The sequence below is a fragment of the Oribacterium sp. FC2011 genome (assembly GCF_000701645.1).
Classification (GTDB): domain Bacteria; phylum Bacillota; class Clostridia; order Lachnospirales; family Lachnospiraceae; genus Oribacterium.
The window spans coordinates 62,012-85,834 of record NZ_JNJM01000012.1 but is presented as its reverse complement, the minus strand read 5'-3'; the positions used below and the strand labels follow the sequence as shown (position 1 = coordinate 85,834).

17 protein-coding genes, 1 pseudogene and 1 riboswitch are annotated in these 23,823 nt (G+C 41.0%); of the genes and pseudogenes, 12 read left to right on the top strand and 6 right to left on the bottom strand.

All coding sequences use genetic code 11. The features are described from left to right. Positions 1-27: 27 nt before the first annotated feature. Positions 28-615 (bottom strand): folate family ECF transporter S component, encoded by a 588-nt coding sequence (locus tag T357_RS0111085; RefSeq protein WP_031552405.1) that lies wholly within the window; start codon positions 613-615, stop codon positions 28-30. A 49-nt stretch (positions 616-664) separates the two neighbouring features. Beyond that, positions 665-837: riboswitch (THF riboswitch) on the bottom strand. Between the two features lie 225 nt (positions 838-1,062). On the opposite strand from T357_RS0111085, the gene T357_RS0111080 reads away from it, so the two are divergent. Continuing rightward, complete coding sequence (locus T357_RS0111080; RefSeq protein WP_031552402.1) at positions 1,063-1,989, top strand: hypothetical protein; 927 nt, start codon at positions 1,063-1,065, stop codon at positions 1,987-1,989. A 38-nt stretch (positions 1,990-2,027) separates the two neighbouring features. Here the strand turns inward: T357_RS0111080 and T357_RS19255 are convergent, their stop codons facing one another. Further along, entirely contained in the window at positions 2,028-3,347 is a 1,320-nt protein-coding gene (locus T357_RS19255) for a DUF3810 domain-containing protein (protein ID WP_197027334.1), read from the bottom strand. Positions 3,348-3,503: 156 nt separating this feature from the next. Here T357_RS19255 and T357_RS0111070 point away from each other — a divergent pair, with 156 nt between their 5' ends. The 4 genes from T357_RS0111070 (at position 3,504) to T357_RS19250 (ending at position 10,360) form a co-directional block, all read left to right on the top strand. After that, positions 3,504-4,898 carry a M14 family zinc carboxypeptidase gene (locus T357_RS0111070; protein WP_049962388.1) on the top strand — a complete coding sequence of 465 codons (1,395 nt, stop codon included), beginning with the start codon at positions 3,504-3,506 and terminating at the stop codon, positions 4,896-4,898. A 214-nt stretch (positions 4,899-5,112) separates the two neighbouring features. Then, positions 5,113-7,644 (top strand): EAL domain-containing protein, encoded by a 2,532-nt coding sequence (locus tag T357_RS0111065; RefSeq protein WP_031552393.1) that lies wholly within the window; start codon positions 5,113-5,115, stop codon positions 7,642-7,644. 275 nt (positions 7,645-7,919) lie between these two features. After that, positions 7,920-9,629, top strand: a complete 1,710-nt coding sequence (locus T357_RS0111060) for a glutamine--tRNA ligase/YqeY domain fusion protein (RefSeq protein WP_031552390.1) — start codon at positions 7,920-7,922, stop codon at positions 9,627-9,629. A 149-nt stretch (positions 9,630-9,778) separates the two neighbouring features. Continuing rightward, positions 9,779-10,360 carry a hypothetical protein gene (locus T357_RS19250; protein WP_090816737.1) on the top strand — a complete coding sequence of 194 codons (582 nt, stop codon included), beginning with the start codon at positions 9,779-9,781 and terminating at the stop codon, positions 10,358-10,360. 262 nt (positions 10,361-10,622) lie between these two features. Here T357_RS19250 and T357_RS0111050 read toward each other — a convergent pair whose 3' ends face one another. Beyond that, positions 10,623-11,954: an aspartate kinase gene (locus T357_RS0111050; protein WP_031552387.1), complete on the bottom strand. Its 1,332-nt coding sequence runs from the start codon at positions 11,952-11,954 to the stop codon at positions 10,623-10,625. Positions 11,955-12,063: 109 nt separating this feature from the next. Next, positions 12,064-13,776: a dihydroxy-acid dehydratase gene (ilvD, locus tag T357_RS0111045; RefSeq protein WP_031552384.1), complete on the bottom strand. Its 1,713-nt coding sequence runs from the start codon at positions 13,774-13,776 to the stop codon at positions 12,064-12,066. 247 nt (positions 13,777-14,023) lie between these two features. Here ilvD and T357_RS0111040 point away from each other — a divergent pair, with 247 nt between their 5' ends. Further along, positions 14,024-15,166 (top strand): LysR family transcriptional regulator, encoded by a 1,143-nt coding sequence (locus T357_RS0111040; RefSeq protein ID WP_031552381.1) that lies wholly within the window; start codon positions 14,024-14,026, stop codon positions 15,164-15,166. A gap of 255 nt (positions 15,167-15,421) precedes the next feature. Here the strand turns inward: T357_RS0111040 and T357_RS0111035 are convergent, their stop codons facing one another. Next, positions 15,422-17,137, bottom strand: a complete 1,716-nt coding sequence (locus T357_RS0111035; protein ID WP_031552379.1) for an IS1634 family transposase — start codon at positions 17,135-17,137, stop codon at positions 15,422-15,424. 407 nt (positions 17,138-17,544) lie between these two features. Between T357_RS0111035 and T357_RS20310 the strand changes: the two genes are divergently transcribed. Both T357_RS20310 and T357_RS0111025 read left to right on the top strand, forming a co-directional pair. After that, on the top strand, positions 17,545-17,940 hold the full coding sequence (locus tag T357_RS20310) for a hypothetical protein (RefSeq protein ID WP_031552376.1): 396 nt from the start codon (positions 17,545-17,547) through the stop codon (positions 17,938-17,940). Positions 17,941-18,122: 182 nt separating this feature from the next. Beyond that, positions 18,123-18,875: a hypothetical protein gene (locus tag T357_RS0111025; RefSeq protein ID WP_031552373.1), complete on the top strand. Its 753-nt coding sequence runs from the start codon at positions 18,123-18,125 to the stop codon at positions 18,873-18,875. 280 nt (positions 18,876-19,155) lie between these two features. Here T357_RS0111025 and T357_RS0111020 read toward each other — a convergent pair. Then, positions 19,156-19,667: pseudogene (locus tag T357_RS0111020) on the bottom strand (IS1634 family transposase); the annotation flags it as partial. A 423-nt stretch (positions 19,668-20,090) separates the two neighbouring features. On the opposite strand from T357_RS0111020, the gene T357_RS0111015 reads away from it, so the two are divergent. From T357_RS0111015 to T357_RS0111000, 4 genes are all read left to right on the top strand, one after another. Further along, on the top strand, positions 20,091-20,801 hold the full coding sequence (locus tag T357_RS0111015; protein WP_031552367.1) for a glycosyltransferase family 2 protein: 711 nt from the start codon (positions 20,091-20,093) through the stop codon (positions 20,799-20,801). 24 nt (positions 20,802-20,825) lie between these two features. Then, the gene (locus T357_RS22200; RefSeq protein ID WP_255342823.1) at positions 20,826-21,227 is read left to right on the top strand and encodes a GtrA family protein; all 402 of its coding nucleotides are present in this window, start codon (positions 20,826-20,828) and stop codon (positions 21,225-21,227) included. 30 nt (positions 21,228-21,257) lie between these two features. Beyond that, positions 21,258-22,832, top strand: a complete 1,575-nt coding sequence (locus T357_RS0111005; RefSeq protein WP_031552360.1) for a glycosyltransferase family 39 protein — start codon at positions 21,258-21,260, stop codon at positions 22,830-22,832. 246 nt (positions 22,833-23,078) lie between these two features. Next, on the top strand, positions 23,079-23,333 hold the full coding sequence (locus tag T357_RS0111000; RefSeq protein WP_031552357.1) for a hypothetical protein: 255 nt from the start codon (positions 23,079-23,081) through the stop codon (positions 23,331-23,333). The last annotated feature ends 490 nt before the right edge of the window (positions 23,334-23,823 follow it).

Below are 23,823 nucleotides of genomic sequence, written 5' to 3'. Positions count from 1 at the left end.
GTTTTGCAAGTCCGGATTGGGAGAGTATCAGACAGCCAGAACATTTCTGATATCCGCACGCTTCAGTACGCTGCTCAGAACATAAATTATTATCATCTGTATCGGAGCTGTTACAGCTGCCTGCATTGCTCTTGTAGCCAGAAGTCCGGTGAAGCTTGAGCCGTATACAAAGGAAATCCAGAAGGTGTTCAGCAGGAGACTAAGTATACATTGGTTAATGAGAACGGCCACTGCAATACGAAGGATCATCGAAGCTGAACCTGTTTTAAAAGAAAAGGACGCAGCATCGGAATCAGAAGCTTTTGAAAATAAGGGTTCCGAGGAGTGCTTCTGATAGAGCATCAGCCCAAATACAGCCCCCATAAGAACCTGGGTCAGGGTGAAGCCGGGAAAGTATGGGCCTGTAGGAAATGCCACCGCACCGATGAAATCACCTAAACCGCCCACAAGAGCCGCAGCAACGGGTCCGTAGAAAATTCCGGCGATAACAAGTGCTGTGAATCCAAGGCCTATTCTGACGTTCCAGGCATTAAAGGAACAAAATCTTGTCAGGATCACTTGAAGAGCCACAAGAACTGAAAGGGTTACCAGATTTCTCGTTGAGAATCTTTTCATAATAATACCTCCTTTGCAGCCCCTGACTACAAAGGAGGTTATACTCCACTGCAGCGGGATGCGACCATCGAACCGCGCCGATGCATTATCCTGTTCGGATATTTCCCGGTCAGTTTAAGGTTCATATTCAAACGAATTCCCTGACCGTGCTTTGCATTGGCTTCGTCCCTCCGACAAACTCCCCGTTCGGAAGGCACTGTACGCTCGATTGCCTACTCTGCTAAAAAAATTTGTTTAGTTTCACCTACAATGTATATCAAAACCAGTAATTGGTAAAGTGGATATTTTTCCGGCATTCTGATAGTATAGCTGGTAAAGTCCTATCGCTGAGAAAACGAAATTACCCTGATGATGCTGATAAGTATGTAAAAAAAGTGATTCATCACAGTGAGAGGAGACCTTTGAATACAGAATGATAGAAGAAAAATCAAAGACAGGCTTACAGATATGAACGAAAAATTAAAGAATGAAATCAAAAATGAAAAGAAGAAGCTTAGCAGGATGACTTTCGGGCAGAAGGCTGAGTACATATTTGAATATTACAAGTTTCCGATAATTGTTACCTTGGTAGTGATCATACTGGTGGTTTCTGTACTGAAGACTCTGATAAACAACAAACCTCTGGGATTTTACGCTATGTTTCTCAATGGTTCCGGTCAGGAGATGTCCATAGGTGCCGATGAGCTGGAGAAGAGATTTGCGGAATATGCCGAAATAGATGGCGGAAAGGAGAAGGTTGTCATCGATACAACAGCCTCTTTCAATCCCAATGTTAACAGCCAGTACACCATAGCCCAGAATGCCAAGATCACAGCTCTTTTTGCATCTCATGACCTTGACGCCATGGTTATCGATCCTGGAGTTTTTACTTATTATGCCCTGAGTGGTGCCTTCTCGGATCTGAGAGAAGTGCTCAGTGAAGAAGAGTTCCGAAGATATGAGGAAGCAAACAAAATCTACTATATAGATGGCTATATCAAAGAAAAAATGAAGAGTATCGAGGCAGGAGAAATTGATGCCTATAGCTCAGAATCCGGAAGAACAGAAGAGAAAGATAAGGTTGACAGTGATCAGACTTCCGGTGAAAACATTGACTCAGGCAAGAATGACGGAGATTCAGAGGAAACTCTCGATGAGATGGAGCAGTTTGCGGCTGATCTTATGGGGAAGCCGGATGTGGTTGACAGAGAAGAATTTGAAGTTCCCGATCCCGAAAAGATGAAGGATCCCATTCCCGTCGGAATAATCGTAACAGACACAAAAATCATATCTGACGGTGGCTTCTTTGCGGCCACGGTTCCGGTTTTCGGAGTGCCGGTGGTTTCCGACAGGAAAGATATTGCTCTCAAATTCCTGGTTTTTCTGGAAGGATGATCTGAAAGCTCTGAATAATCGTGATTTGAACATTAAGGTTATTTCAGACTTCTGTTTTCCGAAAAGTATGTCAACATGAGATCTACCACGTGACCGTAGCTCTTAACTCCTTGCGTTTGGCCGTTGTACTTAAGATATGTATCATTAATCTCTTCATGCACTTCGGCCACTTTCGTATCGTATCGGTTCCAGAATTCGTTGTTGTACATCATGTCCTGACGGGTGTAAGGATTTATCTTCATATAAAGCTCTGAAAATTTTTCACGATCGGTTTTGGCAAGGGCATTTCCGGCATAGACCCAGGCAGAAACGAAGCCCGAGTAATTGAAGTAAAGATCCTCGGAACCGACGGTGGCGAGAACTGCGATGAAGTTGGCTTCCTCCTCCTGCATGTAACCTCTGAGATGTGATAATTCATGACAGATGGTGAAGGGAATGTCATAGTAGGGGATATCCCGGTTGTAATTTGCTTCTATAGTGAAAGGTGAGTAAACTCCCGTAACTTGTTGGATACTTAGAATCCAGGAATTTATGAGGGGCTTCGGAAAAGGATAATGTCCCGAAAGTCGTGAAAAACGTGTTCCGAGACTTTCCATTGCTTTCTGACCAAGTTTGCCTGTTTCCCAAAGGTAGGTTACAGAGGCTCTTTCAGAAGCAGAAGTTTCCCCGAGATAAGCTCCGTTATACAGCTTTATAGGAGACAGAGGCAGATCATAGCCGTAATCACCCCGGTTTTGGGATTCAGAACCAGATATTACAGGATGTTCGTTCCCATTGTATAAACCTGAGGCTAATGTGGTGTCATTCGACATTTGTGAACTTTCCAGAAGCTTTTCTTCCGTAAGATTAATGTTTTCTACAAGATAAGTACAAAGCTCCACGAGGCCGTAATCTTCATCATTTTGAGAAGTTGAAGTATCACCTGTATTCATAGTTTCAGAGGGAATGTTTCTCTGACTGTCATAGCCGGTAATCCCTGCTTCGGATGAGAAGCTGGTCCGTCTGTAATTTATTCCGCAGTTAAACACATAAAGAATAAAAAGAATAGAAGCAGTAAAAAAGATGTGCCGGGCGAAAAGAACCATAGGCTTTAATGATTTTCTCAAGACAGAAGCATTGTTCTCTGAAACCGACACTGAAGCTTTATCTTTACTATTTATGAAAATCTTAACAGAATTACTCAGCTGTTTCACAAAATCCCATATAACGAAAATAATCAATGCATACAGCAAAAGCTCAGTCAGAGAAAAAGGCAGCAGTCCCGTAATGCTGCTTACTGCAAGGCTCACATAGCGATAAATATTATGAGAGTAAAAATCAGCAAATCCACGGAAGGTTGCCGCTAAATGACTTATCAAAAACGATATTACATCAAGAAAAAGTATAAATAGTGATATTTTATTCGGCATGTCAGGATAAAATCTTAAAAAAATCGTAGGTACACACTCAAATTCAGGTAGGCTATACTGTAGCATGATTATAATACTACAAGAAATAAATCATCAGGGGTGTTTATGAAAAAATTTCTATTTGCCATGGCTGCAGCTTCTGCAATCAGTGCAATTTTGTGTTTAAATGGTTATGCGGAAGAAACTGTAAGCGGAGAAAGCTATGTCACTGCTATAGTTGAAGCAGACGGTACTGCTCAGGAAGCATTGAATAATGCAGAAGATCAGAGTGCTGTATCCGGGAATGAAACTCAGCAGGAAGCAACTACAAACACAGAAGCACAGGATGCCTTAACGGAAAAAGAGGGTCCGATAGCGGTTATGACAGGAAATGATACTTCAACGGATACAACAGGAATACAGTCAAACGGTCCGGTAGCAGGAACAGGCACAGAACAGACTGCAGCTTCAGAGTTTGGACCATCAGTTGGCGGTATAGCAGCAGAGACAGCACAAACTGACCAGACTGCAGCAGACCAGACGGCTGAGGTGCAGGAGGAGACATTACCACTTCCATCAGGATACCATTTTAACAATATTGCGCCTTACACCTATCAGAATATGGTTGATGATCTTACAGTACTTAAGGCTCAATATCCCAATATGCAGATGGACGTCCTTGCCGCCACAGCAGATAGCCGTAATCTTTACCATGTTGTGGTTGGTAATCCTCTGGCTAAACACAAGATTCTGGTTCATGCCGGAATCCATGCAAGAGAGTATATAGTTTGTCAGGTTGTCATGAGACAGATAGCGTCACTTCTTGAGATGCAGCAGGCCGGAACAGTTTACAAAGGCTGCTCAATTCCGGATCTTCTGAACAACACCTGTATTCATTTTGTGCCAATGGTGGATCCTGACGGAATTACCCTGGTTCAGGGCGGACTGGAAGCCCTCAATTCAGAAGATGCCAGAATGTCAGTCATGACCATCGCAGGAATGGACAACGCATCCGATATGGAACAGTATCTGAGAACCTGGAAGAACAACCTTAACGGTGTAAACCTTAACCGTAATTTCGATGCAAACTGGGAGGAGACTCCATCCAAGGTAGACCATCCGTCATCCATGAACTATAAGGGAACAGCACCTGAGTGTGAGATCGAGACCAAGGTGCTTGCAGACCTCACCCGCAGTCTGATGCCGGACAGAACCATCAGCTACCACACACAGGGAAAGGTTATCTACTGGTATTTCGGAGAGACCGGAAACTATAAAAACGAAGGTTACAATCTTGCTTCTATCGTAAACCGGAATACAGGTTACAGGATTTCCAATACCTGGGCGGAAAAGGACGCAGCAGGATTCAAGGACTGGGCAGTTCAGAAGCTTGACATACCTTCTGTTACCATAGAGTGCGGTATCGGAACTTCACCTGTAGATGAGTCACAGATCGAAGAAATGTGGGCCGGAAATGACGGTATACTTCCCGATGTCATGATAGATCTCGTAAATAAATAATCAGTGATTCAATAAAGATCCGTGGAGCGATAAAGTTCCGCGGATTTTTTACATTTAATTATGGTTTTTCCTTAGTTTCATGTTGGTTTCGTTGACTTTGTAATGGGCAAATGATTATAATCAGAATAATAGATTAAGTTCGGATAATGTTGTTTTAACTATTTTTTTCTGGTTATAGATAGATGACTTCATGTAAGCGCGCGTAGGGTGTAGTATGGGTAATTTTGATCTTGAAAAATATATCGTCGAATGCATAGATGATGCCATATCCAAGGGATGGATAAAGGTGTTTTTTCAGCCGCTCATAAGAGGGATAAGCCGAAAGGTGAGCAGATTTGAAGCACTTTCCAGATGGCAGGATCCTGAACATGGTTTGATTATGCCTGGGGATTTTATATATGTTCTGGAAGAGCATGGACTTATTTATAAGCTTGACGGTTATGTGATAGAGGAGTCCTGCAGACAGTTCAGAAACAGGATCAATGAAGGTAAGAAGATAGTTCCTTTCTCAGTGAATTTATCGAGGAAGGATTTTGAGCTGTGCGATATTTTTGAAGTTGTGGAAGCTTCTGTAAAAAAATATGAAATATCCAGAGAGTTTGTCATTATCGAGCTAAATGAAGATGCTTTCAATCAGGATACGGAAAAGATAAAGGAGAAGCTTGACCGGTTCAGAAATGCAGGTTATCAGATCTGCATGGATGACTTTGGAGGAGGATACTCCTCATTAAATATTTTTAAGGATTTTGAAATTGATGAGATAAAGATAGACATGAAATTCCTCAGGGATTTCAGTCCTAAAGCGTGCCGTATAGTGGCATCTGTTGTGGACATGGCTAAGGAGATAGGTATCCTTACCATAGCTGAAGGAGTGGAGACTGAGGAGCAGTCAAGATTTTTAGGAAGCATTGGCTGTGAGATGATTCAGGGTTTTCTTTTCTGCAAGCCTCTTCCTGTGGAAGACTGTATGAAAGAGCTTTCCCTTAAGGGAATTGAGATAGAGCATCCCGATGAGGTAAAGTACTTTGATGAAGTTGGAAGCATCAACATCCTGAGCCCGGCTTCCCTTACCAGGGTAAATCCCGCCGGAAATACAGATATGCCTGTGGAATCAGCCTACGAAAGTGTTATTCCCTATGCGATGGTGGAGTATGACGGAAATTCTTTCAGGTATCTTTACCGTAACGCCGAGTACTTGAAGACTCTGAAGGTGATAGGGTATGAGGATGATGATTTAAACGATATTTCCGGAGATTCCGATAAACGGAAGCTCAGGAAAGCAATAGAAGAAACAACAGAATTAGGTTCCTGCTACTCGGATTTCACCATAAACGGTTACTATTGTTATTTCGAGGCCCGGGTGGTGGCCCGCAATTTTGACAGATGTGCGATACTCTTCAGCCTCACTAACAGCAACAAGGATGGCAAGAAGGTAAAGCTTGAGAAGCTGGATGCCAGTCTGAAGCATTTGTATGGTATATACAACAGTGTTTCAATGCTGGATCTTGATAAGAATTTCCTTGAAGTACTGTATCTGAGGGATTCGGAAAAAAGAGATTTTGAAAGCGGAAACATTGAAAAACTGACTAAACAATTTGCTGAAAACTATGTTTATGAAGCGGACAGGAACAACTATCTGAATTTCTTTGATACGAGTACTCTCAAGCAAAGAATAAAGCAGACAGACAGCAGATTTATAAATGCTTACATAAGGACAAAAACCCTTAGCGGGGATTACACCTGGAAGATATATCTGGCGGTTCTGGTGGCCTCGGATCACGCCCTTGTATTCATAAGAAATGCTGACAACATAAAATCAACAGAATTGTCAGCTTATCAGAATTATATGGCTGCCGTGAGAAGCAGCAATAATCTTGGATCTGAGCTTACCAAAGAACTTCTTTGGGATAATCTTAACCGCAATACTTCACTCGGCATGTTCTGGAAGGATAAGCAGCGCAGATTCGTGGGGGCCAATAAGAAGTTCATGGATTATTATGGCTTTAGGAGTCAGTCTGATTTTATCGGAAAGACTGACGAGGAAATGGGATGGCACGTTGCTCCAGAGCCATATAAGAGAGATGAGTATCGTGTTCTCAGAGAAGGAGCGGTGACTCTGAGGGTACCGGGACGTTGTATCGCCCATGGCAGCATCAGAGATATCAGAGCATCAAAGATGCCGGTATATGACAACGGACGTATCATTGGTCTCATTGGCTATTTCGAGGATGTTACAGAGGTAGAGCGTGACAGAGTAAGCAAATTCGATATTCAGGAAACTGATAACCTTACCGGACTTCTCAATACCAGGGGAATGATGGCGGCGGTATCTTCCTACAAGGATGAGTACGACAGAAGAGGCGTTGATTTCGCCGAATTATATTTCTCCATAGATAACTACCAGGATCTTATAAGTCAGTACGGACATGCCTTCGGAGATGAGATACTTTATGCTGTAGGAAAGAAACTGGCAGCTTCCTTTGGCACCAGTGCAACACTTGTCAGATATTCCGGAGATGATTTTTTGGCATTTACTCAGTCGGGAAAACCTGGGGATATAGAGAAAGTTGCTAACAAGATACGTAAGCTTATCATGGATATTAATAATGTTAATGGCTATAACTGTACTCTTCACCCGTCCGTAGGTATAGTAAGATACTCTGAGGTAAAAGATCTTAATGAGATGCACCGGGTTGGATTCAACAGAATGAGCAGCGAAAGGCTGAAAAACAAGAAAAAGTCATAGGCTCCGGGCATTTCTATGAGAGATACCGAACTTATGCAATAAAAAACTACGCAGATTATTGCGTATAAACCGGGAAAGTTGTAAAATCCAAAGGGTTTTGATAAGATGCCAGATTGGCTGAGAGTCTGATTTCAGCCATCTGGCTTTATTCATAAAAACAGAAAGATAAACATTTGCGCCATATTAACTGCAAATGTTATAAGAAGCCGGATTGACTGACATCCCTATGGTGGATTGAAACGGCAAAAAATCAGCATTTACAGAGGAGAACATTTATGTCTGAAGAAATCAGAAACGAGAAAGGCGAGCTTGTGGAGAAGCCACAGGAGTCAAAGAACTTTATAGAGCGTGAGATCGACAAGGATCTCGCGGAGGGAGTATATGATCATGTACAGACCAGATTCCCGCCGGAACCAAACGGATATCTTCATATAGGACATGCAAAGTCCATAATCCTTAATTCAGGACTTGCAAAGGAATACGGTGGAAAGTTCAATCTTCGCTTTGATGATACAAATCCTATGAAGGAGAAAACAGAGTTTGTTGAGGCCATCGAGAGAGATGTTCGCTGGCTGGGAGCAGATTTTGAGAACAGAGTATTCTTTGCTTCCGATTACTTTGATGTTATGTATGACAAGGCAGTACTTCTTATCAAGAAGGGACTTGCATTTGTGGATGATCTTACAGCAGAGCAGATCACAGAGTACCGCGGAGATTTCACTACACCGGGTAAGGAATCACCAAACAGAAACAGAAGTGTGGAAGAGAACCTCAAGCTGTTCCAGGATATGAAAGATGGAAAGTATGAGGACGGAACCCTCACACTTCGTGCAAAGATCGATATGGCATCACCTAACCTCAATATGAGAGATCCGATCATCTATCGTGTTGCCCACATGCATCATCACAATACAGGTGATAAGTGGTGCATCTACCCTATGTACGATTTTGCTCATCCTATCGAGGATGCCTGTGAGGGAATCACTCATTCCATCTGTACTCTGGAGTTTGAGGATCACAGACCTCTTTATGACTGGGTAGTTAAGCATTGTGACTTTGAGAATCCTCCGAGACAGATCGAGTTCGCAAAGCTTTATCTCACCAATGTTGTAACAGGTAAGAGATATATAAAGAAGCTGGTTGAGGATGGCGTGGTTGACGGCTGGGATGATCCTCGTCTTGTGACCATCGCAGCTCTCAGAAGACGCGGTTACACACCTGAGTCCATCCGTATGTTCGTTGAGCTTTCCGGTATCTCAAAGGCAAATTCAAGCTCTGACTATTCACTTCTTGAGTATTGCATCAGAGAGGATCTGAAGCTTAAAGCTAAGCGAATGATGGCAGTCATCGATCCTATCAAGCTTGTGATCGACAACTATCCTGAGGGACAGGAAGAAATGCTTGAGGTACCATATAACCTCGAGAATGAAGCTCTTGGTTCCCGTCAGGTGCCATTCTCAAGAGAACTTTACATCGAGCGTGATGATTTCATGATCGAGCCTCCAAAGAAGTATAAGAGACTTTATGTAGGAAACGAGGTTCGCCTCATGTCTGCATATTTCGTTAAGGCTGAGTCCTATGAGACTGATGCCGAGGGTAATGTTACAGTTGTACATTGTACCTATGATCCTGCCACAAAGTCAGGTTCAGGTTTCGAAGGCCGTAAGGTAAAGGGAACTATCCATTGGGTAAATGCTCCTACCGCAGGTCAGGTGACAGCACGTCTTTATGAGCAGCTTATCGATGAGGAGAAGGGTAAGCTGAACGATGACGGAACCCTTAACTTCAATCCTAACTCACTTACAACAGTAACAAACTGCATGGTTGAGCCGGAGCTTATGAAGGTTAAGCCTTATGACAGCTTCCAGTTTGTCCGCAACGGTTTCTTCTGTGTGGACAGCAAGGATTCAACTCCTGAACATCCGGTATATAACCGTATCGTAGGACTTAAGTCCTCCTTCAAGCTTCCGGAGCAGGGTAAATAATGGCAGACGAGCCGGAGGGCATGCCCTCCGGCTTTATTTTTATAATTTGAAAAATGTTTGTTTTACATCGCTCTTTATTGGTGGTATCATTTTCTTATAGTTTTTTGAAAAAATTGGGGCAACTGTTTGCCCGAATGGAGGATATAAATATGTCTAAGAAGAAAAAAGGGTTAGGTGGACTTATCGGATTTGCGGCTTTGGCCGGCGGCGTTGCGGCAGTTGTTTCTTATCTCTACAAGTATCAGAAGTTTTCTGAGGAAGTTGATCAGGATTTTACAGATGTGCTTGAGTCAGCAAATGAGGTTAAGAATTCTGCAAAGAGGTCTTATACAACTTTAAAGAACAATCAGGGTAAGGAAGAATTCAAGGCGGCAGCTAAGGATCTCGGTTATGCAGCCAAGAATCTTGCGGTTGATACCAAGAATCTTGCCATTGATGCAGGTAAGGATGCTTACAGAACTGTGAAGGAAGCTTTGAACGAAAAGCTCGGTTTCCAGACTTCAGAAGATGACGACCTCGATGATATCGATGACGAAGATCTTGTGGATGATGAGGATGTTGAGATTGAGTTCTATTCTGTGGAAGATGAGAAGGCTTCAGAATCCGAAAAAAAAAAGAGACTGATTCTGAATCCGAAGAGAGTGATGCTGCCGAAGAAGTTACTCAGGAAGCTCCAGAGAAGCAGGCTGAAGATGTCCCCGAGACAGAAGAAGCTGCTGAGGAAACTGTAAAGGAAGCTGAACTTGAATCCGGCAACGGAGAAGATATTTCGGAGAACAGTAAGAAAAAGAAGAGAAAGAAAAAACATTGAGTCTCTTGAAACACATAAAAAGAGGCTTCAATGCCAGCCAGGCTTGCTGATTGAAAGAACATGAAGAAAAAAGTCCGTCAGGGATGAACACGGAAGTGTAAATCTCTGACGGACTCTTTTAATGTAATGTACTTGAAAATTCAGTGGTACGTTGGCATGAAGCCTCATTTTTGTTCGGGTTATCAAGCTTCGTTCAGTGAGCTGTCGATGGAAGAATAGACGGCTCGGATGGCGTCTTTATAACGTTCCTCCGGTACACCTATCAGGAGATTAAGTTTGCCGGCTCCCTGATTTATGGTGCTGATCTCGATGCCGGCTTCGTCGAGAGCGTGCAGGACTTTAACATTGGCATCGCTGGACTCGGTGCCGCGCTCACCAACAACAGCTATCATGCTGAGGTTTTCCTTGATGCCAAGGTAGTCGGGGCTAAGCTTTGCCTTTATTTCCTCCAGGAGCTCATCTTTGCAGGGGTTTAATAGATCACTTCTGATAACAAGGGTGATGGTGTCAATTCCTGTGAGACATTGCTCGAAGGGAAGATTACGTTCCTTAAGGATGTCAAGCATGACAGCGCTGAATCCTGATCCATCACTGACCATGACCTTTTCAACCTGAATCACAGACATACCGATACGACCTGCGACACCGACTACAGGATACTTTACTTTACCTTCCGGAAGTTTTCGCACAATAGTGGTTCCCGGGTCTTCGGGACGGTTGGTGTTTCTTATATTGATAGGAATGCCCAAATTCGATGCAGGTAAAACAGCATCTGTGTGAAGTACGGAGGCACCCATATAGGAAAGGGTACGAAGCTCACGATAGCTGAGATATTCAACAGATTTTGGAGAATCCACTATACGGGGGTCTGCAGCCAGGAGACCGGAAACATCGGTCCAGTTCTCGTAGAGATCTGCTTCAATGGCACTTGCCACAAGGCTTCCTGTTACATCGGAGCCGCCTCTGGAAAATGTATGGATCCTGCCTTCTGCATCGGCACCGTAAAAACCTGCCACAACAGCGTTTTTGAGGGGGCGGAGAGCAGCGCTCATGGCACGTTTAGTCATGACATTGTCCAGGGTACCGTCTTCATTGAAACAGACGCACCACGCCGGATCAACAAAGGTAAATCCGAGGTATGAAGCGAGAATCTGAGAGTTGAGATATTCGCCGCGGCTGGCCATATACTGATCGTCAGGGTTTTCACTGAGATGTTTTCTGATAATTTCTATTTCTTTATCGATTGGGAAGTCAATGTTCAAAGTTTCCATGATTTCCTGAAAGCGTTTCTTTATTTCAGTAAGATCCTGTTCATAATCCTCACCGTTTTTTGCATTCTGATAGCATCTCAGAAGCATGTCTGTAACCTTTATGTCTTCCGGAAATCTTTTACCCGGTGCGGATGCCACGATAAACCTTCGTGAAGGATCTTTTTCGATGATATCCTTTATTTTTTGGAACTGGCCGGCGTCAGCCAGAGATGTACCGCCGAACTTTGCTACAACTGTTTTCATAAATGTCCCCTATTACAAAAAATCCATCGGGGACGATTCTCGCGGTTGAGAACCGTCCCCGATGGGTATATTTTACTCCAAGAATTGGATTGATGGAACAATCTTTTATTTACTGTATCAGCTTGCTTTCATCAACAATAGCACCGGTATCAGCACTGGTAACAAGGGTTGCGTATTTTGCAAGAGCCTTAAGACGAGGCTTAACCAGTGGTTTCCAGCCTTCTTTCCTTCTTTCAAATTCTTCGGTGCTTACATTGATCTCCAGCTTACGGTTATGTATATCGATGGTGATCTCGTCACCGTCCTGAACAAAGGCGATAGGACCGCCGTCGGCTGCTTCAGGTGATACATGACCGATGCATGGTCCGTGAGTGGCTCCTGAGAAACGTCCATCTGTAACGAGAGCAACGTCTTCATCCATTCCGCGTCCCATGATGAGAGAGGTGGTTGAAAGCATTTCCCTCATGCCGGGGCCTCCCTTGGGACCCTCATAGCGGATGACAAGGACAGTTCCTTTCTTGATCTCCCCTGCGGAGATGGCAGCGTCTGTTTCCTCCATGGAGTTGAAAACTCTTGCGGTTCCCTTGAAGTAATACATGGATTCCTTAACGCCGGACTGCTTTATGACGGCGCCGTTAGGTGCAAGGTTACCTCTCAGAATAGCGATACCGCCTTCAGGCTTCTGAGGATTTTCCATGGTCTTTATAACGTCTCCGTGCTGAACCACAACGTCTTTGATTCGCTCGCCGATGGTTTCACCTGTAAGTGTCAGCGAATTTAAATTGAGTTTGCTCTCAACAGTCTTAAGAACCGCTGTGATACCGCCATCATTATCAAGAGATGCGATAGGATACTTTCCTGATGGCTGAAGGTTACAGATAAACGGAACCTCACGGCTTATTCTGTCGAAATCCGAAAGTTCAAGCTTAACGCCTGCTTCATTAGCTATAGCCATAAGGTGGAGAACCAGGTTTGTTGAAGAACCTGTTGCCATGGCACCGGTGATACCATTTAGAAGAGTTTCTCTTGTCAGTATCTTTCTCGGGGTAATGCCTTCCTTCAGCATCTTCATGACCTCGCGGCCTGAGGCTTTGGCGATACGCTTACGTTTGTTTGAAACTGCGGGAGCTGTTCCGGCGCCGGGAAGTGCAAGTCCCAGAACCTCTGAAAGCATGCACATAGAATTTGCGGTTCCAAGGTGCGCACAGGAGCCAACTGTCGGTAATGTCAGCTTTTCAACCTCCTTCATATGTTCGGGAGTTACCACACCGGCCTCAACACGGCCCGGGAATTCACGAAGCTCGGAAGAACAGAAAAGAGGATTGCCATCAACGTAGCCCGGAAGCATTGGACCACCCGGAACGATGACGGTAGGAATGTTCAGTCTGGCAGCTGCCATGATCATACCAGGAAGGATCTTGTCACAGCCTGCAAGGAGAACCATGGCGTCGAAGTGATGGGCCTCAACCACCATTTCTACGGAATCGGCGATGAGCTCGCGGCTTGCGAGAGGATATCTCATGCCCATATGGCCCTGACATAATCCGTCACAGATACAGATGGTTTCTGAACGAACAGGCACACCGCCTGCCTCGATAACACCCATCTTTACGTACTCGGCAAGTTCCTGAAGATGACGGTGTCCCGGAACCATCTCGGAAAAAGAACCGATAACTGCTACAAAAGGCTTCTTCATGTCTTCCTCGTCCATGCCGTTGGCATAAAGAAGAGCACGCTGTCCGGAACGGGCGATTCCGTTTGTTAACGTAGCGCTGCGGTATTTGGGGTCCTTAAATTCAAAATCTTTGTCATATGTGGCCATGTGTTACCTCCTTGAAATTAAAGTAAGCTAAGCAGATATATCTAATATACGCATATTAAGGGTTATATTTCTGGCATAGAAATACAGAGATAATTTGCTCTAACCAGCTTTGATAACATTCAACTTATGAGCTCAGTATAGCTTGACAGCTTTTTCTGAGTCTAATAAAATCCAGACATAATATATATAAGTTTTGTGCATTGATATCTTTGAATAATGCATCAACATTGATGGGAAAAACACCGGAATGAATTATCAGGTTTTTTTAGATCTATCCGCATTAAAAGAATATAAAACCTTTACCTCAGCGGCAGATGAGCGTGGATGCATTCAGTCAACTCTCAGCCGTCGCCTTATGGCGGAAGAAGCTGCACTGGAATGCACGTTATTTGACAGGAAAAATCGTGAGCTTACTTTTACGGGAAAGCTTTATCTTCGATATGGAGCAAAACTTGTCCATATAAAAAGTGAACTGTCTCAGTTTGTGGGGGATGAGAAAGTGGCAGAGGAGGCATTGAACTTCCGGGCATTTTCCTATGTTTACGAAATATATGAAACCGAAAGTATAACCCGTGCGGCAGAAAATCTGTATATCTCCCAGCCGGCACTTACGCAGTATCTGAACTCTTTGGAAAGGAATCTTGGGAAGAAACTGTTTAGCCATCATCGTGGACACTGTGAGTTTACAGATGAAGGACGTAGATATGTAACCATAGCTGAAGCTGCCAAAAAAATAGACAGGGGATTTCGAACTGAGCTTGATACACATCTGAGGCGAACATCACATAAAATCCGTATTGCTCTAAGCCGTCAGACCGGATCCCTCATGATATCCCGGGTGCTATCGACATTTCTGGAAGAATTCCCACACATTCAGATCGATATCACTGAAGCAGATACAGATCGCGCCAGAGAACTGCTTTTAAAGGATAATGTTGATATGGCGATTCTTGTGGTACAGGGCTTAAGTGGTGGCTCATTAAAATATACAAAGATCTACAGAGAAGAATTGAAACTGATCACGCCACCAGTTCTAAAGAAAAAGTATCCGGGACCGGTTTCTTTAGAGGCTCTGGATGGGGAACGTTTTATTCTGCAGCAGGAGTTCACCGCGGTTCAGCACATAGTATCTGCGGCTCTTAGTCAACATAATTGCAGTCCGGATGTGATCTGCCGCATCAATCTTTTCAGAGCCATGGCCAATATGGTTGCCTCCGGAGCCGGCATTGCCCTTCTTCCGGAGCATGCTCTTTCAGACTATGGCAGGGATTGCCATGTTGTGTCATTGGAACCGCCTATTTACTATTACCTCGTATACGCCATACATGATGAGGAAAGGTGCAGCGAAGCCATGAAACGGCTGATGGAGCTTCTGAAGGAATATAACTGAAAGAAATTCACCCATAATATATTGATTATTGAGGCAATCCTCTCTATGGGGTAAAATCCTGTCTTTGACAGTACAAGTGTCTATTAAGTCTTGGGATTGGCTCTACGAGCCAGTTCCAAGACTTTTCTTGATTTTCGCGAAGTGCGTAATTTTCTGTTTTCCTAAATCATCTTTGCCCCTTTCGCCCACCCCTTGACGCGTTTTGGCAATAGTCAACTTTTACGGCCCGCCCCAACGCGAAAGGGTCTTCGATGATTATTCTTTGGATCTTCGGCAGATACCCCGCATTTCTCGTTTTCTGATGATCTCATAATCGGTTCGGAATCCTGCATTTGCATGTAAGGCATCTGTTACTTCACACCTTGTATATGCTGGGATGTATCCTTCATGAATATCGACCATGTTCATGCTGCTTAATGTATTAATCAGAGTTTCATAGGTATATTTATCGTCCAGTTTTTTCTCCAGGATTCGATAGATAAGAAGTGAAATGAAACATGTTAAGAAGTGTGCTTTGATTCGCTCGTCACGTTGCAGATACACAGGTCTTGCCTTGAATTCTGTTTTCATTATTCGGAAAGATTCTTTAATTTCCCATCGGTCATGATTTATTCTCGCGATCTCAGATGCATCATCTTCGAGGTTTGTATAAACAGCATAAAAACCGTCATACTTTTCTTCTTCTGAAATCACATCATCATCGATGTCATAACTCTTTTTCTCTGCAATTTCACCGTCATTGGTAAAGGCAGTTTTTTTGATGAATCTGCGATAGTCGTTTTGATTTCGCTTCTCAATCTTGTCGCTGTTATTGATGGCGCGAATTGCATGATCGATCTGATTTTTTCTTATCTTGCGGAGATAGTTCCGGTATTTGATAGAGTATGTAACCACAAGATTCTGATTGAATTCAACTCTTCGTTCATCATCGTATCCTTCAACCCATTTTTCTTTATAAAAAATAAGATTAAGTGTATCCTCGTTTTCTTCTATTTCTCTTATATCAAACTTCTCTTTGAAACCTTTCAGTCTCCATCCCGTGGGATCCAGACACCAGTCTTTAAGTTCTTTGTTGAGCTTTTTTATTGACTGCATTGTAATGAAGCATCGCCCGCCAAAGTTGTTGAACATCCGGTTTGTCTCCGAAGATAGACCGGCATCCGTGCAGACCACAAACTTTGAAAGTGCGAAATCTTTAAATAGCTGCTTTTCCATAGGTATGAGAGAAGTCTGCTCATTTTTGTTTCCATCATTAATGCAGAATGCGAGAGGTATTCCGGTTTTGTCCATGAACAGTCCCATTTGAACAATCGGATTTGGACGATGTTCCTTGCTCTTGCCGTATTTTTTCATACCGCTTTCTTCTTCGATTTCAAAAAAGAAATTTGTGCAGTCATAGTACAGTATTCCAGTCTGCCTTTTTAAAACTTTTTTGCTGTACTCATAAAGCTTACTTTGAATGTAATCAGACTCATCAGCAATAACAGATAATGCACGGTAAATCTGGTGTGCTTCAAACTCAGGCTTCTCTAATAAACTTCCCGACTGTTCATAGCATGAGAGTTTTGAAGATGGGAAAAGAATACGCCCGTAGATCAGTCTTGAAAGAATGCTGTTCAGGTCGTATTGGAATCCGCGTCTTCTGGAGATCTGTTCACAGATATTTGGCAGATAAAGATCGTAGTAGATCTGTTGTAAAAAAAGGTATCCCACGTTGAATGATTTTTTCTCACCCATTGGAATAAGAGTTTTAGATTCAAAAGGAACCAAAACTTTTGTGATTGATTTTTTCTCTTCTTCATTAAGCTCTTTTAAACGTTGATCTACCCATGCACGTGGGTCTGTGCAATTATGCAGAGCCATGATTTCTTCATCAGTCCCAAGACGCTCCACAACTTCTGAAGAACGTTTTCCATCACGCTTTATGGAACGAATTATGTAGTATTTTTTCCCGGATTTAGTAATACGCATATCGAATTCTCCAACAACAGAATGAATCTAATATAATTATATCGGAAATTACGCAATTACGCATTACAAATATTTAAAATTTGACAAAAATTAAGGCGTGGTGCGCCTTCTGAGGGTTTGTGGTATCAAAGATCCGAAACAACTTGTGAATATCAGTCGATAATACCTATATAATGTGCCACTTTTTTAGGTCCTGAATTAAGGCAATATTTTGAGGGTTTAGTTCAATTTGCCGTTAATTTTTGACCCAAAGGTATGCCAATATATGTTTTTGGAAAGAAACAAATAGAGACATAAATAAAACTATGTTAAAAAGCAGATATCAATTTTGAAATTATAATTGAAATTTAATGGCGGGGGGGATAGAATGAAAAAAAGGAAAAATACATGTAATCAAGGAGTATAGTATGAAAATTTTTAATTCAATTCGCAGTAAGGTGAAAATTGCAGCAGCAGTAGCGATGACAACTGCCGCAATCGGTGTAGCAAGCATGAGCGTATATGCGGGACAGTGGGTTCAGTTTGGAGATAATTGGTACTACTATCAGGATGACGGAACTTTTGCAACAGGAGAACAGTGGATAGATAGCTATATGTATGGCTTTGATGAGACTGGCCGTATGAGAGCTAATGAAACTTATAATGGATATTCTTATGGTGCTGATGGTAAATGCTATGAGTTTAATGATGCTACAACAGGGGAAAAGACAATCTATGGGGAAAATTTTTATATGCCTGCTAATTGGCAGCCATCAGAAGAAGAAAAGGCGGCTTTAAGAGAACTTTTTGGAAGAGATTTTTAATAGGTGGCAAATATCACTGGCATTAAGTTAAGAATACCAGTGATTTATAAATGGATTAGTTGCTGAAGACTGCCGCTGTCAATACTTGTGTGCACACAGACAATTCTTAAAACGAGCGTGAACTTTACTTACTTGTTGTAAAGGATGATGTATGAGGATGTAAAGTAGGAGGAAACAAGAAGTTGTTTAAAAAAAGCTTATCAATTCTATTAACTGTCTCTTTTATTTTATTAATGTCGATGGCATCTTTTGCAGATGGCTGGAGATGGGAGAGTGATGATACTGAGTGGGTTAAGAAACGTATTTATTTCAAAGATGGAGTTGTCGTTAGATCAGGAATAACACCAGATGGACTCACAGTAGATGATCGTGGCGCATGGATTTTTAATGGCGTTAAGCAGATAATGACTTTTGATACTGCAAGAGCTAATAGTGTTGTGTCGACAAATCAAGTTATTACTGTAAATCCTGATTTCAAAAAAAGTCAATATGATTCAGTTATAGGTGTAAAGGTTGATGGTGAATGGAAATACAGTAGTATGCCAGAAACACATTATGGTTTAGAGCTATTTTCCGGATTTGAAAATAGAGAATATAGTATGAACGAAATAGCTCAAGTTTTGCAAAACTCAGGTGCGACTAATATTGTCTGTGAACCAGAGATAAAGTATGGTGTAAAGCTTGGAACAGGGTGGTCCGGAGGTAATATGCATGCAGCATTTTATGGTACTACATTCCAGAATAAAATTAGTTTTAGTTTAGGAGGACATGATTATTCATGGAAGGGCCTTCTACAAGCAAAAGACGATGACGATGGTGATGTTTGGATATACGAACAATCTCTATCTGGTGATGAGATATGGAGCACATTTAATTTACTTCCTGATTTTTATTATTTTATTAACCCGGTATCTGCTCAATGGGATGTTAGGTGAAATATTCCGTTGAATTAAATTAATGGCTTTCTTCATTGTGAAGGAGGGCATTTGACTGCTCTGACGAAAGATGTTAATATCCCTGTCTTTGACAGTACAAGTGTCTATTAAGTCTCAGGATTGGCTCTATAAGCCATTCCTGAGACTTTTGTTAATTTTCGCGAAGTGCGTAATAATTAGTTGTTCATGGCTGTTCTTGCCCCTTTCACCCACCCCTTTTGACGTTTCGATAATAATTAACTTTCACGGTTCCGCCCCGACGCGAAAGGGGCGTTTATGATCATTCTTTGGATCTTCGACAGATGTCTCGCATTTCTCGTTTTCTTATGATTTCATAATCAGTTCTGAATCCTGCATTTTCGTGTAGGGCATCGGTTATCTTTGTTCTGGTATAGGCAGGAATATATTCTTCATGAATGTCAATCATATTCATGCTGCTTAACGTATTAATCAGTGTTTCACAAGTATATTTATCATCAAGCTTTTTCTCTAAGATTCGATATATCAAAAGTGAAATAAAGCAAGTTAAAAAATGTGCTTTTATATGATCGTCCCTCTGCAGATATACAGGTCTTGATTTGAATTCTGTTTTCATAATTCGAAACGATTCTTCGATTTCCCAGCGGTCGTGATTAATCTTTGCGATTTCTGAAGCATCATCTTCGAGATTTGTGAAAACAACGTAGAACCCGTCGTATTTTTCTTCTTCTGAAATCACATCATCATCGATTTCATAGGACTTTTTTCTGCTATTTCTCCATCGTTAGTGAAGGATGTTTTTTTAATAAATCTTTAATATCTCCAGTATAAAAGAATACTGCTTTGATTATTCATCAAATTACGCTATTACGCATTATGAATATTTAAAAATTGACAAAAATAAGGCGTGGTGCGCCTTCTGAGGGTTTGGGGTGTCAAAGATCCGAATATTCATAATATATTTTTATTGATATTATTTCTGAGAACTGACAGAAGCGGATAATCCGAGATCAGCGTCCGTTTTTTCAATAAAAAAGAAATATCCGGCAAACATCACGTTAAACTGTTGAAAATTTCGTACTTTTCGATAAACTTATTGAAGTGTTTTATATATTTTTTGGAAATTGTTTGGCGTAAAGAATGTAATTGCAATAACATAAGTGAGTAGAACGCTTCATTTTATGCTTTTGAAGGGCGCTTTTTCTGCGCCCTTTTTCTTTTTTGGGAGGGAGATAGATGGATTCTTTGTATGTGGTGATGCCGGCTTATAATGAAGAAGACAATATTGAGCAGGTCGTGACGGACTGGTATCAGGTATTGGATGGAAAAAGTGAATATTCCAGAATAGTCATAGCGGATTTTGGGAGCAATGACAATACTCATAAAATTTTGGAGGACCTGAAAAATAGTAAGTACCCTAAATTGGAGATTCTTAAAAATGATAATCAGTTCCATGGACCCAAGGTATTAGCCCTTTATAGGTACGCCATAGAAAACGGTGCAGACTATATATTCCAGACCGATTCAGATGGGCAGACAAATCCCATGGAATTTGATGATTTCTGGAATTTGAGGGAGCAATATGCAGGACTCTTTGGTAATAGAACCGTAAGAGGGGATGGAAATGATAGAGCTTTTGTAGAGAAAGTTGTATGTTTGTGCTTGAAATTATATTTTGGGGTCAATATTCCTGATGCAAATGCTCCTTTTCGTTTGATGAAAGCAAGCGTTTTGGATAAATATATGGACAGATTTTCAGATAACTACAATTTGCCCAATATAATGATTACAACTTTTTTTTCATTCTATAAAGAAAAAATAGCATTTAAGGAAATAACCTTTAAACCTCGGCAAGGCGGTAAAAACTCACTAAACATTCCTAAAATAGTTAAAATTGGGTGGAATGCTTTGGGTGATTTCAGCGAATTTAAGAGAGGGATGAGATAATTGAGAAATTTTAAAAAGCTAATAGTGCAATACAAGGATGTAATTCCATATTTGTTTTTTGGCGTTTGCACAACTCTTGTTAATACCGCTACGTATTGGGTGTGTGCACATGTGTTTATATTAAATACAATGGTAAGTACAACAATTGCATGGATTTTGGCGGTTTTATTTGCCTATTTTACTAATCGAAAATGGGTATTTCATAGTGAGTCAAAGACCTTAAAAATGGTGCTTAGGGAAGTCATCTCTTTTTTTGGATGTCGTATAGCGACCGGTGCTGTTGACTGGATATGCATGTTTATTTTTGTTCAAGTTTTTGCATTGAAGGATGTACTTGTTAAGCTTTCGACCAACATTTTGGTTATTATATTGAATTATATTGCCAGCAGACTGATTATTTTCAAGAAGAGCAGTTCTGGAATCTGATCATTGTTATAGATTTTAAAGGGATATCAAATGAACATAAAGATGGAAAAGAAATATTTATACCTCATCGTGATCCTGATATTAGGTACGATTGTATACGTGTTTGGTGCAACAAGGAGTGGACTATGGTATGATGAATCGGTTGAATATTTTTTCTCAAAATACATGACCGGTAAAGTGCCGGGAAGCACAGGGGATGAATTAAATATGTATGAACGAATATGCAGTACATATCAGCCACCGCTGTATAATTTCCTGATGTTTTTCTGGCTTAATATATTTGACTCAGAGTTTGGGTTCAGATTGGCCGGTATCCTGACTACATTAATTGGATCAATAGGCATCTTTAAGGCTGTAGAAGAAGTATCTGATGATGACATTTATCCCAACATCGGTGCTCTGGCATACATATTTACATCTTCTGTGGCATATTACGGACTTGAATGCGCGGAATATAATTTGATGCTTGCTTTTGCTTCATGGACAACCTTTTTCTTTATTAGCACTTTACTAAAGCCTAATGTCATGGCAATTTCTAGTTTTTTTGTATTTGCAAGTCTTTCGGTATACAGTCAATACGGAGTTGTATTTCTAATAGTGGCTATGTATATTGTTTTGCTTTTTCACATTGTCAATGCAAAAGAAAAATCTTTAATAAAAGTATATATAGCCGGAACCATGATCACGGGAGTTGTGGCTGCCCTTCCTTTGCTCACGTTTTTTCTTATACCTCAAATGACATTGCAAGAAAGCATATCAGTTTCACATGTGCCATATTTTACGGTTAATGTTTTTGTGGATTTTATAAAAGGTATGATTGTATGTTTATCAACGTTTTTTAAAATCCACACATATGAGTCAATGGGGCTGTTGTTTCTAGGGGCATCGATGGTTGCTGCCATAATTACCATTATCATGAGCATAAAAACCAAAGGCGTTTTGTTAAAGCTTATTTGGGTATTGAACATTACATGGATAATGTATTTTATTGCTGTAGCCTGCTCATTTTACGGATACAATTCTTGGGCAGATAGCTATGGATGTAACAATCTGGGTGGGAGATATGCTCTGTTTTTTATCCCTGCAGTTCTGGTTGCACTCATTCTTGGAATCAGACAGTTTATGACATATATAGTTTCTATAAATTTTTATCCTGGGATTATAATGAAAATATGTATTATTGGATTTATGATTTTTTGCTTGACAGAAATTATCATGATTGATGTTACTAATTGGAAAAAGGATGATGTCAGGGAGGCAGTATCGTTCTGGTATGCTGATGGAGCATATGAATCAAAAACACTTTTACATCAATGGGATGATGCAATGTTTAATTTCTACCTTCGTCACAATGAAGTTTATGAAGATAGTTTTAACAAAAATATTGAGACAGCAGGAATGTGGATCCGATCTGCAGATGAAATAGAAATGACTTGCAAGCTGGAGCAGATGGGATATCTGGAGATGGATAATTTTTACTACGTGACACCGGTTATAAACTATAGTGAAAGCTTACAGACCTTTTTGACGATTGTTGAGAAAAAGGGATATGGAGTTCAATACGTTTATTTTGGTGACTCAGCACTTATACATTTGGTGAAATAAAGGTAATTAACACGGTTTTGTGGCGTTTCAGTGTTGTTTGTATTTGAATAATTCTCTTTTACGGTAAAGAATTCTGGGATTTTTCTAGGAAGGACGGTCTGATGGTATTTAGTTCGCTTGTTTTTTTATTGGCTTTTTTGGGCCTTTCGTCATTTATAGTGGGTAAAGCCACCATTGCTAATTGATTAAATTTAAATGTTTCTGCTATCCTTGATATATCAACCAACCACACTAGGAGGTTCAATAGTGGATAATCTATATGCTATTTACGTAATCATAATCCTAGTAATTATAGTAATCGGACTCATATATGATGTAATAAAACTAAAGGATAAGAATAAAAAAATAATTGAAAAGGCTCAGAATGATGTTATAAATGCTCAAACTTATGCCACTTCATCAATTGAAGCAGCTAAAGCTCAATTCAATAAGTCTCTTGAATCTATTAATAATGAACATAGAGAAGCAATTAATAAAATCCAGCATGAATGCGATATATAAAACAAAACAATGAAGAATGTGAACAAAAAATCAAAGATACAAAAGAATATATAGAGAACAGAAAAGAAATTCTTGAGAATATGAATGAAAAAGTTTGTAACAGTTCAGCCGGCAATGGTTCGCGAAGACCGTGGTCGACTCTTTTCCCCACCATCCGGAGTTATTGGAACCACTGATTGACCTTAAAACTAAGAATTCAGAATATAAGTCAATGTAACCTGCCATTCAGGATGACCCAAATCCAGATTACCTGAAATTGAGTCAATGTAACCTGCCATTCAGGATGACCCAAATCCAGATTACCTGAAATTAAGTCATTATAACCTGCCATTCAGGATGACTCAAATGCTGGTAACCGGAATATGGGTCAATGTAATGCCTTGTTCACTGCGAAAATAAGGCATCCTGGCTGAACTGTTACTACAAACTTAAAATATGCCACATAAATGCGATTGGCTGCGTTGACATTAATAATTTCGAGGGATATACT

Coding starts and splice junctions, on each gene's coding strand:
- T357_RS0111085 (WP_031552405.1), bottom strand. CDS start 615: ATGAAAAGATTCTCAACGAGAAATCTGGTAACCCTTTCAGTTCTTGTG.
- T357_RS0111080 (WP_031552402.1), top strand. CDS start 1,063: ATGAACGAAAAATTAAAGAATGAAATCAAAAATGAAAAGAAGAAGCTT.
- T357_RS0111070 (WP_049962388.1), top strand. CDS start 3,504: ATGAAAAAATTTCTATTTGCCATGGCTGCAGCTTCTGCAATCAGTGCA.
- T357_RS0111065 (WP_031552393.1), top strand. CDS start 5,113: ATGGGTAATTTTGATCTTGAAAAATATATCGTCGAATGCATAGATGAT.
- T357_RS0111060 (WP_031552390.1), top strand. CDS start 7,920: ATGTCTGAAGAAATCAGAAACGAGAAAGGCGAGCTTGTGGAGAAGCCA.
- T357_RS19250 (WP_090816737.1), top strand. CDS start 9,779: ATGTCTAAGAAGAAAAAAGGGTTAGGTGGACTTATCGGATTTGCGGCT.
- T357_RS0111050 (WP_031552387.1), bottom strand. CDS start 11,954: ATGAAAACAGTTGTAGCAAAGTTCGGCGGTACATCTCTGGCTGACGCC.
- ilvD (WP_031552384.1), bottom strand. CDS start 13,776: ATGGCCACATATGACAAAGATTTTGAATTTAAGGACCCCAAATACCGC.
- T357_RS0111040 (WP_031552381.1), top strand. CDS start 14,024: ATGAATTATCAGGTTTTTTTAGATCTATCCGCATTAAAAGAATATAAA.
- T357_RS0111035 (WP_031552379.1), bottom strand. CDS start 17,137: ATGCGTATTACTAAATCCGGGAAAAAATACTACATAATTCGTTCCATA.
- T357_RS20310 (WP_031552376.1), top strand. CDS start 17,545: ATGAAAATTTTTAATTCAATTCGCAGTAAGGTGAAAATTGCAGCAGCA.
- T357_RS0111015 (WP_031552367.1), top strand. CDS start 20,091: ATGGATTCTTTGTATGTGGTGATGCCGGCTTATAATGAAGAAGACAAT.
- T357_RS0111005 (WP_031552360.1), top strand. CDS start 21,258: ATGAACATAAAGATGGAAAAGAAATATTTATACCTCATCGTGATCCTG.